At 51.2% G+C, this 13,082-nt stretch carries 7 protein-coding genes; 3 read left to right on the forward strand and 4 right to left on the reverse strand.

Annotated elements, in window-relative coordinates; genetic code table 11:
* The first annotated feature begins 9 nt into the window (after positions 1-9).
* The 3 genes from fadE (at position 10) to QWF21_RS11795 (ending at position 6,424) form a co-directional block, all read left to right on the forward strand.
* Positions 10-2,478 (forward strand): acyl-CoA dehydrogenase FadE, encoded by a 2,469-nt coding sequence (gene fadE, locus QWF21_RS11785; RefSeq protein ID WP_330088253.1) that lies wholly within the window; start codon positions 10-12, stop codon positions 2,476-2,478.
* Positions 2,479-2,737: 259 nt separating this feature from the next.
* A complete protein-coding gene (locus tag QWF21_RS11790; protein WP_330088254.1) occupies positions 2,738-5,848 on the forward strand; it encodes an ExeM/NucH family extracellular endonuclease in 3,111 nt (1,036 codons plus the stop codon).
* 15 nt (positions 5,849-5,863) lie between these two features.
* Complete coding sequence (locus QWF21_RS11795) at positions 5,864-6,424, forward strand: PEP-CTERM sorting domain-containing protein (RefSeq protein ID WP_330088255.1); 561 nt, start codon at positions 5,864-5,866, stop codon at positions 6,422-6,424.
* 51 nt (positions 6,425-6,475) lie between these two features.
* On the opposite strand, the gene QWF21_RS11800 is transcribed toward QWF21_RS11795, so the two are convergent.
* From QWF21_RS11800 to QWF21_RS11815, 4 genes are all read right to left on the reverse strand, one after another.
* Positions 6,476-9,544, reverse strand: coding sequence for an ATP-binding protein (locus QWF21_RS11800; protein WP_330088256.1), 3,069 nt, complete (start codon positions 9,542-9,544; stop codon positions 6,476-6,478).
* Positions 9,545-9,639: 95 nt separating this feature from the next.
* A complete protein-coding gene (locus QWF21_RS11805; RefSeq protein WP_330088257.1) occupies positions 9,640-11,007 on the reverse strand; it encodes a sugar MFS transporter in 1,368 nt (455 codons plus the stop codon).
* Complete coding sequence (gene nagA / locus QWF21_RS11810) at positions 11,004-12,170, reverse strand: N-acetylglucosamine-6-phosphate deacetylase (protein ID WP_330088258.1); 1,167 nt, start codon at positions 12,168-12,170, stop codon at positions 11,004-11,006. Before nagA ends, QWF21_RS11805 begins: the two co-directional genes overlap by 4 nt.
* Positions 12,163-13,077, reverse strand: coding sequence for an ROK family protein (locus QWF21_RS11815; protein ID WP_330088259.1), 915 nt, complete (start codon positions 13,075-13,077; stop codon positions 12,163-12,165). The genes nagA and QWF21_RS11815 overlap by 8 nt, the downstream gene beginning before the upstream one ends.
* Between the last annotated feature and the right edge of the window lie 5 nt (positions 13,078-13,082).

The following is a 13,082-nucleotide window of genomic DNA, read 5'->3' on the forward strand; positions in this document are numbered from 1 at the left end:
GAGATATGTATGGAAGGGTTAGTGTTTAGCCTGTTACTTCTGGTTGTGATTGGCGTGCTGGCATATTACCGTGCCAGCCTTACGCTGTTCACTGCTGCCATTGCAGCTGTTCTGGCAGTAGGTACCTTTATCGGCCCGGTCGGTGTCGTCAGTTGGGTGGTATTCCTGGTGATTGCCTTGCCCCTGAACATTGCTTTTATCCGCCAAATGCTGATAACGAAACCATTGCTTGGCGTTTATCGGAAAATCATGCCGGAAATGTCCAGTACAGAAAAAGAAGCCATTGATGCCGGCACTACCTGGTGGGAAGCCGACCTGTTTCGTGGCAACCCAGATTGGCAAAAACTGCATAACTTCCCAATCCCACGGTTAAGTGCAGAAGAACAAGCCTTTCTGGATGGCCCGGTGGAAGAGTTGCTGGATATGGTTGATGATTGGGAAATCACGCACGAACGTGCCGATTTGTCACCGAAGGTGTACCAATACCTGAAAGACAACGGCTTCTTTGCCATGATCATCAAAAAGCAATACGGCGGTCTGGAATTCTCTGCCTATGCGCAATCCTGTGTCCTGCAAAAACTGACCAGTAAAAGCATGGTTTTATCCAGTATTGTTGGCGTACCTAACTCGTTAGGGCCAGGCGAACTGTTACAGCATTACGGTACTGACGAGCAAAAAAATCACTACCTGCCCCGCTTGGCTAAGGGTATTGATGTGCCCTGCTTTGCATTGACCAGCCCGGAAGCTGGTTCGGATGCAGGCTCAATTCCTGATTTTGGTATTGTCTGCAAAGGCCAGTGGCAAGGCAAAGAAGTGCTGGGGATGCGCCTAACCTGGAACAAACGCTACATTACGCTGGCACCTATTGCTACCGTGCTTGGCCTGGCCTTTAAATTGCAGGATCCAGACAAGTTGTTAGGGGATAAAGAAGACTTAGGCATCACCTGTGCACTGATCCCTGCCGATACACCAGGCGTGAAAATAGGCCGTCGCCACTTTCCACTCAATGTGCCATTCCAGAATGGTCCGACCCAGGGCAGCGATGTATTTGTACCACTGGATTACATCATTGGTGGTGCAAAAATGGCTGGTCAGGGCTGGCGCATGCTGGTTGAGTGTTTGTCGGTAGGCCGCGCTATTACCCTGCCTTCCAACAGCACAGCCGGCATTAAAGCTGCGGCAATGTCAACGGGTGCTTATGCCCGCATTCGTCGTCAGTTCAAAATCCCTATTGGTAAAATGGAAGGAGTGGAAGAAGCCATGGCTCGTATTGGCGGCTCCGCCTATATGGCATGTGCCTCCACCACTATGTCGGTCGGCTCCATTGACCTGGGTGAAAAACCATCGGTTATCTCTGCCATTACCAAGTACCACATAACCGAGCGCATGCGCCTGGCAATGATTGATGCCATGGATGTGCATGGCGGTAAAGGCATCTGCATGGGTCCGGACAACTACCTGGCACGTGGCTATCAGGGCGCTCCTGTTGCCATTACCGTTGAAGGTGCCAATATTCTGACCCGTAATATGATCATCTATGGTCAGGGTGCCATTCGCTGCCATCCTTATGTCCTGGCAGAGTTACAGGCAGCATACAATGAAGACAACAGAGCCGCTGTTACTGCTTTTGATAAAGCTTTGTTTGGCCATATTGGCTTTGCCATTAGCAACTTCTTCCGCACCTTCTGGTTGTCTTTTACCGGTGGTGTGTTCAGCAGCGCTCCATACGGTGATGCCACAGCCAGGTACTACAAACAAATGAACCGGTTCAGTGCGGCACTGGCTTTGATGTCGGATGTGGCCATGGGCACTCTGGGTGGTGATCTGAAACGTCGTGAGCGTATTTCTGCCCGACTAGGTGATATCCTGAGCATGCTGTATCTGACATCCAGTGTGTTAAAACGTTATCAGGATGAAGGCCGTCAGGCTCAGGATCTGCCATTAGTACAGTGGGCCTGTGAAGATAACCTAGCCAAAGCACAACTGGCTCTGAACGAGTTGTTTGATAACTTCCCCAACCGGTTGGTTGGCGTGGTACTAAAACGTGTGGTGTTCCCATGGGGCCGTACTCTGCGCCGTCCAAGTGACAAAGTAGAGCATCAGGTTGCCCGCATTATGCAAACCCCATGCGAAGCACGCTCTAGGCTGGGCCACCACTTGTATCTGGCAGGCAAAGACAACAACCCTATCGGCATGGTTGAGCAGGCACTGCGCGATATTTTGGCTGCAGAGCCACTGTTTGATAAAGTTAGCCAGGCTGCAAACAAACGCCTGCCTTTCTTTCGCTTAAACGAAGTGGCCGACTTAGGCCTGGAGTTAAAGGTGATTTCTGAACAGGAAGCACAGGTGTTGCGTCAAGCCGAGATAAGCCGCTTACGCACCATCAATGTCGATGACTTTGACTTCAACTATCTGGCCGCAGATAAAGAGCTGCTGGCTTCTGAACAACAACAGCTGGCCAAGGTGAATGCCGCCTAAGCTAAGTAAATCTTTAAAAACCCGGTGCAAGCCGGGTTTTTTATGCCTGTATTGTTAACAGCTAAACGCCCTATCTGCTTCTACCTTAGCCTTTGCTAAAAAATTAATGAAACTGACACAAAACACTTCTATAGTATTGGCCTCACTTTGTTGCCTATGGCTCTGCATGCATGGCCGCAGATAGATGCCGACAAGTGCTGACCAGGACGTACAGCCGTACCACGTCAAAATGATACAATAAAAACATGGATACCGAACGATGAAACAACTACTAGCTCTGGTGCTGCTACTCAGCACCTTTGGCCTGTGGGCGCAAACACCTATCGCCTACTGGTCACAAAACTTCAATGAATTGCCCGATGGTAGTTTTGGTTTTAGTCCAGACACCTTTCCGCAACAACCGGATATTGGTGCCGGCACAATTTACCTGACCAACTTTAATCAGGATACTGACAACAATGGTACCTACATCACTATTCAGTCTTTTGCCGGCAGTACCATTAATGCACTGCCAGGCTATATCGCTGGTGGTAGCCTGTCAGTACAAGGTGGCCCTGGCACCAGCAACAATGGCGCAGCTATCGTTATTCAAATTAATAGCGAAGGTTATCAGGACCTGCAGCTAAGTTGGGCACAACGTGGCACGGCCACAGGTTTTAATGAGCGCCGTATCAGTTGGTCACTTGATGGTGAAAACTTCACAGAGTTCGCAGTGGATCCAGGTGCCCTTGGCAGCAGCTTTCAACTTCGCAGCTACGATTTTTCAGCCGTGGAAGCATTGAATAACCAGGCCAGCGTCTATTTTCGTATCACGCTCGATGGTGCCAGCAATGCCACAGGCAACAACCGCTTTGACAACCTGCTGGTCACTGGAACGCTGACTGCTGATGCCGATCGCATTACCCTGTATCAGCGTGATTTTGCCAGCAACCCCTTTGAGAAGGGCTGGCAACAATGGAGTTTGCAGGGTGAGCAGCAGTGGCAGTGGGATGGCGGCTTTAACAATGTAAGCTTTTCTGGTTTTGTCGATGGCAGCTGCAGTGCCAATGACAGCTGGTTGGTATCACCAGCCTTTGATGTCGACAACCAAACCGGTGAACGCCTGGCCATTGATATTGCCCGCGGTTTTGCTGGTGTGAATAATTTGGATATTTACTATTCTACCCAATTTACCGGCTCAGAGTTGAACCCGGCAGACTGGGTATTACTCACCAGCATCAGCCCGGATGATTTTAGCAGCAACAATGTGCCGGTTCGCTTTGATGGCTTTGAGCAACTTTCAGCATTAAATGGCTCGGTGCATCTGGCATTGCGTTATCAATTTGACAGCGGCAACTGCAGTACCTGGCGTTTGTCGAATATTCAGCTCACCGCAGAAAACCCGATTGCATCAGAGACTTTTGCCTGTGACAACCCAGTCACCCGCATCCATCAGGTGCAAGGTGCCGGCTTCCAAAGCCCGCTGCAAGGTGCTGAAGTGCAGTTGCAAGCTGTAGTCACGGCCGTATTCCAACAGACCGACAACGGTGGTCTGGGTGGCTTTTATCTGCAGGAAAAAGATCAGCATCGTGACAATAACCCGATGACATCCGAAGGTATTTTTGTCTACGACAATGGCTTTGGTACACCGGTACAGCTGGGTGATTTGGTACGGGTACGCGGCACTGTCGCCGAGTTTTTTGAAGAAACGCAGCTGTCCAATGTCAGTGAGTTGGCCGTTTGTGATACCAACCGCCTGCATCTGGTAAGCCCGGCAGAGCTTAGTTTACCTGTGGCCAGCTTTGAACAGCTGGAGAGCATCGCCGGCATGTGGGTTCAAACCGCTAATGACTTAACCGTTACCGATGTGTTTAATGCGGTACGTTTTGGCGAATTTACAGTGTCGAATGGCCGCTTATACAATCCGACCCAGGTGGTCGCACCTGGTACAGAGGCTCAAGCGGTCATCGCCAGCAACCGGCTAAACCGAATCATCATTGATAATGGCCTGACCGGCGTGAACCGTCAGCCTTTCATCACCGGTGAAGATGGCATCAACGAAATTTCCGCCAACAACCCGATCCGAAATGGTTATTTGCTGCAAGCTGGTTTGGATGGTGTAATGAGCTATGCCTTTGGTGCCTACCGCGTTCGCTATCTGAGCACACCCAACTTTATCACCAGCAGCAACCCAAGAACGAATGCTCCTGAGCTCGTGGAGCAAGGGGATATCAAAGTAGCGACCTTTAATGTCGAAAACCTCTTTACCACCTTCGATCTGCCCGGCAACAGTTGTGGCCCGAATGCATTAGCTTGCCGTGGAGCCAGCTCTGAAAGCGAACTGGCACGGCAGTTGGATAAACTGGTACCCGCCATTCAGGCTCTGGAAGCCGATGTACTGGCTTTGATCGAAATCGAAAATGATGCCGATGACTCTACTCTGGAGCATTTGGTGGCGGCACTCAATGCTGCAGCCACTACTGCAGACTGGAGCTATGTTGCTACTGGCTGGCTTGGCACTGATGCCATCAAGCCTGCCTTTATCTATCGCGCCAACCGGGTCAGCCTGCATGGTGACTTTGCTGTATTAGATTCAAGCGTGGATCCAGACTTTGATACTTCCCGGCAACGCCCGGCGTTGGCACAAAGCTTTGCTACTGAGCAAGGGGCTGTGTTTACTGCCGTGGCAATACATTTACGAGCCAAATCTTGTGGCAGTGCCAGTGGAATTAATGCTGACCAAGGCGACGGCCAGGGCTGTTGGAACAATTGGCGCACCCTTTCTGCCCGGGCTTTGTTGCGTTGGTTAGAAACCGACCCAACCAATTCTGGTAACAACGATATGTTGGTATTGGGTGACTTCAATGCCTACGCCAAAGAAGATCCGCTGGCTGCGATGGAAGCAGCAGGGTTTGTCAATCTGACGGTGCAGAGCAACGACAACGATTACCGGGTGTACAGCTACACCTTTATGGGCGAGTCCGGCAGTCTGGATCATGCCTTTGCCAGCCCTTCCTTGGCGACTAAAGTGTTGCAGGCCAAATCCTGGCACATCAACTCGGATGAGATCCCTGCCTTTAACTACAGCGAAGGGCCGCTGCAAGGTGGCCTGGTGAAACCCGATAACTTCTATCAGGCTGACCCATTCCGCACCTCGGATCATGATCCCTTGGTGATCGCTTTGCAGTTAAGTTCTAGCTTCCACCCAGCAGACCTAAACCAAGACGGTGTTGTGGATCAGCACGATATCCAGCTGTTTCAGCAACGTTTGCGTCAAGGCGGCGAACTGCCGCTGACACTGGACTTTAATGGTGACGGAGTTGTTAATCAGTTGGATGTTCGAGCCATGATGGCTCTATGCGACTTGCCTCGTTGTGCTGTCGCAAATTAATTGGAGAAAATACGAATGAAAGCTTTATTTCTTACTTTTTGTTTAGTGATGAGCGGCCTGAGCCATGCCGCGCTTATCCAGCTGCAACCGGATCAAAACGAGTATCGGGTAGGTGACAGTATCCAGCTGAGTATGACAATTAGCGGGCTGAGTGAAACCCTTGGCGCTTTTTGGTCCGAAGTATTCTATCAGCCATCCGCTTTCTTACTGCAAAGCTGGCAGTTTGGTAACGGCCTTGATGATGGCTTTGGTAGCCTGCAATTTGCAGATCATGATGCGGTAGTAGGAAGTATTACACTGGATGACTACGCTTTTTGGGATGCAGACGAGTCCATACTCGCGGCACAACAAGGCACCGGCTTTGTGCTTGCTCAGCTAAACTTTATTGCGCTTGAAGCTGGTGATTTCTTACTAAGCTTTAATCCGGGCTGGTTTGGGGTAGAAAACTTTGCCGGAACTTTTATCGACGCCAGCTTTGCGGATTTAAGCCTGCGCATCCAGCCCACTCAGGTCCCAGTGCCTGCAACAGCCTTCTTATTACTGGCTGGTCTTGGATTGCTGTATCGCCGCCGTTAATGGGGTGCTTGTCAGGGAGAGCTTTGGCTCTCCCTGATTATCCATCCAGCTTTAACCTGTTTTGCCAGAACAACAACGCTGCAGCTGTGCCAATTGCTCCGGTTTTATCCTTTCCCCTTGCTTTAGCTGTAGTTCCATGGCAGCTGCCAACTCAGAAATTTCACGCAAACCAAAGCTTCCGGATGTACCTTTTAGTTGGTGCAACAGCGCCAATGCGGCCTGGTCATCCGCATTCTTCAACCAGGTCAGCAATTGTTGATACTGAGTAGGTAGTTGCTGCACATACACTTGCTTTAACTCGGCAATACGCTCTGTAGCAGTTTTACCAGGGATGGTTGTAGCATCCTGGCGTTTGCGGGACATAGCCAGGTAGTGACTCAGCGCCTTATACAACAAGCCTGGCTGAATAGGTTTAGTAAGCACTTCATTGCATCCTGCTTGTAAAAAGTGCGCTTTATCTTCTGGCAGTACATCCGCAGTAAGCGCCAAAATTGGTAAGGACAGGCCGGATGCTCGCAATTGACGTGTGGCCTCAGCGCCATCAAGTACCGGCATATTCATATCCATCAGGATAAGGTCAAAAGGCTGCTGCTGTGCTAACTGCACCGCTGCCATGCCATTTTCTACCTGCTGTACCACCAAACCACATTGTTCCAGCAGCTCGGTGATCAGCAAACGAATATCCAGCACATCATCCGCCACCAATACCTGGCCGGTTAATGCAGGTGGTTGAATAGCGTCTGATTCACCCTGATGATTCCGGGTAAGTTGACCAGGCTCCGGCTCATGCAGCGGCAGCTCCAGTATAAAGCTGCTACCGCTACCAAGCGTACTACTTACCGACAGCTCCCCTTGCATCAGCTCAGCCAACTGATAGCTGATATGCAGCCCGAGTCCAGTACCGCCATATTTTCGGCTGGTACCGCTATCGGCCTGTTCAAAAGCACTGAACACCTTTTCCAGTTGCTCCATCGTCATACCGATACCGGTATCCGAGACGACAATCTGCATACGATGAGCTGCACTGCGGCGAGCTTGTACGGTTACCCTGCCTTTTTCAGTAAACTTAATGGCATTGCTTAGCAAATTAAGCAAAACTTGCCGCAAGCGAAGTGGATCCAGCACCAACCAGTCCGGCAACTGCTCATCATAATGAAAGTCTAAGAACAAATCTTTGCTGCTGGCCTGACTGGCCATATCAGCACATAGTTCCTGCAGCAGCGGCTGAATTGCAACCGCTTGGGTTTCAATCGACAGCTTGCCCTCTTCCAGTTTGGCGGCATCCAGTATATCGTTCACCACTCCCAGTAAATAACGGCTGTTTCTGGCGATAACCTGCAACTGTTGCTGCTGTTTTACTTGCAAATCTGTACTGCGTTGCAACTGTTCGGTATAACCGATAATAGCCGTCAGAGGCGTACGCAGCTCATGGCTCATGGTGGCTAGAAAACGCGACTTAACCTCAGCCAAGTGGGTAGCTCTGTCACGCTCACTGGCCAATTCTTCTGTACGCTGTTTTACCCGCTGTTCCAGACTGGTATTCAACTCCTCCAGCCGGCTACCAGCCTGATGCAGGCGCGAAACCATGGCATTGTATTCATCAAACAGCTGCTGCACCTCCAACCCGCTGGCTCTGGCTGAAAGATCGCAAAAAGGAGCTCCGCCCTGCAGCTCCAGCCGCTGAATGGACTGCACCAAATGCTGCAACGGCCGGGTGTAAAAACGCACAAAATAAAAAGAGGTACGGTTCAGTAACCAAAGCGCCAGTATCGCCAGCAAAATAACCATTAAGGTAAGCAGGTTATAGCCGATAAGCACGGCATCCAGCCGATACTTCATTAGCAACAACCAACCATCATCAGTTTGATAACGACGAATAAAACCACGTCCATCCTGGTTCAGTTGCATGCCGGTAGATGGCGTTAACCAGGAGCTGGCAAATACTGACTGCCCTGGTTGCAAGCCAGATTCAATTGAAAATGGCTGACCATATGCAGGAGAAGCAGGAACCGACCAAATTAAATGATCCTGGCTATCCAACAAAACCGCCCGGATCCGTGTCGAACCCGAGGAAGGCTGCAATTGCTCTGCCAGTGAAGACAATAACACTGAAGCCTGTACCACACCAATAAACTGCCGCTGGCTATTTAGCATAGGTGCACTGACAGCAAACAGCAGGTCCTGCCCTAACCCCCGCCCAACATAAGCATCACTGACATAGCTACCGACTGGTTTTAACTGCAAGTGCTTAAAGTAGTCCCGATCCGCTACATTTACCGATCGTGTCAGCACTAAGTTACTACGGCTACGATAGCTGGTCACATCTCCATGCTGATCGGTAATAGCCGCTGAAATAAAATGAGGCTGTAACTGCAGTAAATCATCCAGCATACTGTCATCCTGATAGCGTGGATAGCCTAAGGCAACCAACTGCACTGCAGCACGGAACTGTTGCAATTGGTCCTCGCTGTAGGTAAGTAACTGCTGTTCTAAGCGCAATAGCTCATCGTGACGTTTATTCAAATCCCAAATCACAAAGGCATGCAACACTGCCAGAATAAGCAATAAGGTGGGTACAGCCGAATAGACGGTAATTCGCCCTGCCAGTTGCTGAGGTAATGGTTGCAGGCGGCTTAAGCGTGTACTGATAGCCACATTCAGAATCAGCTTGGCACCCACCAAATTAAGTGCGCCTGCCAAGCTTACGACCAGGCTAATTAGCAAAGCAAAACCTGCAGCATGGGTTTGCCACAACCAGAGATACAAAAACACAGCCGGTGTCAGCAAGAACCAGCAACGCACATAAAGCTGTGCAATATGCAGTTTTCCTGCCCGCCAGGCCAGAAATACCAGGCTAAACTCGGCTAGACTCAACCACCACAGCCAGGTCCCCCAAAGCGGCAGCACTACTAAGGCAAAAGAGGCCAGCCCCCAAATTGGGCCAAGTCGCAGCAAAATAACCAAGAATGCCACATTGCCCAGCAGCAAAGGAGCCAGCAAAGGCATTTGCAGTGCCAGTAAGTTGCTGATCAGCCCAACTGCACTGATGTAGCACCATAGCCATAGCTGACGCCGGCTGAAGGTCTTATAGCTCTTGAGCGTAGTGTACGGAGTGAGCAAGCAGCATCCTCAGTGCAGGTAAAAACTCTGTCACTGAGTATAGCTGCTTTCTTGCCAGGAAAAAGCTGTGGAATTGCTTTTAGCTCAAGGGTTTATTACCAGCGTCTTATTTTATGGCCTTTGAGCGCATAAAACAGGATAAAAGCATAACAAGGGATCAGCATCCAGTAAGCTGACTGGCTGTTCCCACTGCTGTGGGCCAGATACCCATACAGCAAAGGCAATAAAGCACCGCCGGCGATCCCCATAATCAGCAAAGCAGAACCTGTCGCCGTTAAACGACCCAGCCCCTGCAGCGCCAACGGCCAGACAGCTGGCCACACCAGAGCATTGGCAAATCCCAACAGGGCAACAAAAAGCACGGTATCTGGAACCAGCGGAATGCCCAGTAAACCCAGACTCCATGCCGACAACGCTGAGCTCTCGCTGGAGCCCAGTAAAATACCGAAACTAAACAAGATCCCAGCCAAGGCCGAACAAACCAATGCAGTCGATTGAGATACGTAGCGAGGTATCAGCAAAATCCCAAGCAGATAACCTGCCACCATAAAAGCCATGGTGTAGGAAGTAAGAATACCAAAGTGGGCTACACCAAGCCCTTGGCCATAGAGTCCAATGCTGTCGCCGGCTATCACCTCGACGCCAACATAAAAGAACAGTGCGATAAAGCCGAATACCAATTGAGGATGGCGCCAGATAGCCCGCCAGTCGGATTCTCTGTGATGCACGGCATTGGTTGCGTGCTCGGTTTCTGCTACCAGAGTCGTGACGGCATCGGTCGCAGGCTCCGGCTCAGATAAATCCGGCTCGGGCAAACGGGAGAAATGCACAAACACCATCAGACCCAGCAACGCAGCTGTCATGTAAAGGTAAGGCACCACCAAGCGATTGGATAAAGCTTGCAACTGTTCGGCCTGCTGCTCTGGGCTAAGCAGTGCCAATGCTTCCTCACTGTATTGTTCCATCCCGGTCAGGATCCATGCGGCAAATACCAAAGGCACAATAAAACCGGCACCTTTGTTCACAATGCCCATAATGCTGATACGCATAGCGGCGCTTTCACGCGGTCCAATGCAGACGATGTAAGGGTTGGCTGCCGTTTGCAAGATAGTCAGGCCGGTACCAAGCACAAAGAGCGCAAGCAAGAAGAAAGCATAGTGTGCGCTTTGCGCCGCTGGGATAAACAGTAAGGAGCCAACCACCATAATTCCCAAACCAATGGTCATGCCGTTGCGATAACCAAAGCGGGTTAATAAGGTGGACATCGGCAGTGCCATCACCACATAGGCAATGTAAAACGCAAATGCCACCAACAGCGCCTGAAACTCGTTTAGTTCGCAGACAATTTTTAAGAAAGGGATCAAGGCACCGTTTAGCCAGGTGACAAAACCAAACACAAAGAACAAGATACCAATCAGCAGCATGGGGAAAAAGCTGCTTTGTTGCCTGGAGCTTGTGGTCATAACGCTACCTTCGATTGTGGATGAACATAAAATGGCCGACCGGCGACCCAGCTTTGTCGAACTTGCTGCGAGTCGTCCAGCCAGACCAGATCGGCCTGTTTACCCGGTGCCAAACGACCCAGCCGGTCGGCACAGCCCAGAAAGTCTGCCGGATAAGCCGAAGCCATCATCAGCGCTTCGGCAAAGCTGATACCAAGTTGTTGGCTCGCCTGCTGCACAGCGGTGATCATATCCAGCACAGAGCCCGCTAAAGAGCCGGATGGATCCGTCAAACGACTGCCATCACGCACCACCTTGCCGCTAAAAAAATCAAACTGCTGCTGCTCAGTACCTACCGGCGACATCGCATCGGTGACCAGCATTAACTTGCCTTTGGGTTTGGCCTGATAGGCCAGTAAAGCAGCGAGCGGATGCAGATGATGGCCATCCAGAATAATGCCACACCAGCTACGGCTGTCGGTAAGAGCAGTCCCCACCATGCCTGGCTCACGCGATGTCAGTGGGGACATGCCATTGTACAGATGGGTAAAACCGGTCGCTCCGGCGTTCAGAGCCGCCTGTACCGTGGCACTTTCGGCATTGGAGTGCCCCAGACATACCCGGACATCCTCGGCCACCAGTGCCGCTATCAGCTCAGGAGCGACCGTTTCCGGAGCCAAGGTCACGACTTTAATGCCCAGATCTTTTCTTCGATACAGCTGCCACTCGGCATCTGACAAGGAGCGAATATGACCAGGCGGATGCACCCCTTTTTTTGCCAGTGACAGATGAGGCCCTTCAAAGTGAATGCCCACCACGCCAGGCTCTTGCTCGGCAATGGCTGTGGCGATAGTATCTGCAGCCTGGCGCATCACGGCGATAGAGTCGGTAATCACAGTGGGAAGCATCGCTGTGGTGCCGAACTGGGCATGGGCTTTGAGCATGGTACGTAGTGCCTGACAGTTGGGTGCCTGATTAAACAAGACACCCCCACCACCATTGACTTGCACATCGATCAGCCCAGGTACCAGGCTGCCTTCCTCCAAGGTAAGCAATGGCAAATCAGCATCGGAGTCTTGCCCTATGCTGAGAATACGATCATGCTGAATAGTGACATAGCCATGGTACAGCCAGCCAGTTGGGGTCAAAATTTTTGGCGCCAGAATTTGAAAGACATTAACCATTGGCCTTTGCTCCTAACAGCGCAGCACCACGTTTGCCACTGGCTGCACCGCCTTCTGCCACTTTGATTGGCGGTACTTGAACACCGGCAAAGAGATGTGCCTGTGTTGCCTCTGGTGCTGCGGCAACTATTTCAGCAATATCGGACAAGCCACCACCGAGCACGATTACATCCGGATCGTAAGCAAGCAGCTGTGCTGCCAGCACTGAACCAAGCGCATCCATATAAGCGGCAAACGTATGAACAGCTGCGGGCTGCCCGGCCCGGTAATCTTCCAGCCATTGATAGGTACTCTTTGGCTCACCGGCAAAGTGCTGATACAACCGCTCCAGCCCTCGCCCGGAGACATAGGTCTCCGCACAACCTACCAGACCACAGCCACACGAATAAAGAGGTAGCCGGTGCTGCTGCACCACCCGGGCTGCCAGGTTTTGATGACCAAACTCCCCTACCAACTGCTGCCTGCCTTGTTGCAAGGCGCCATCAGCATAAAAGCCACCGCCACACCCCGTACCCAAAATAACACCTAGCACCCGTACAAAACCACGACCTGCGCCAAGCACAGCTTCGGAGAACACAAAGCAGCGGCAATCATTGCCAATGGCCACCGGGCGCTGCAGCAGTTGCTGCAAATCAGCCACAACCTGCCGACCGTTTAAACAAGGCACATTGCTTGAAACAACCCGACCGTTTGCATCCTGAATGCCCGGCAGCGCGATGCCCAGCTGCCCCTTCTGCCCACTGAACTGATCGGCTTGGGTAATTTGAGCACAAAGTTGCTGCAGAAAATCGGCATAGTTGGTAGTTGGCGTAGCCAACCGCCATTCTTGTTGCAACTGCATCTGCTGGTCAAAAATGGCCAGCTCCATTTTGGTGCCACCAATATCGAGGCCATAACAAAGCTTCATGGTCC

Source organism: Alkalimonas mucilaginosa, from assembly GCF_036327005.1.
Classification (GTDB): Bacteria; Pseudomonadota; Gammaproteobacteria; order Enterobacterales; family Alteromonadaceae; genus Alkalimonas; species Alkalimonas mucilaginosa.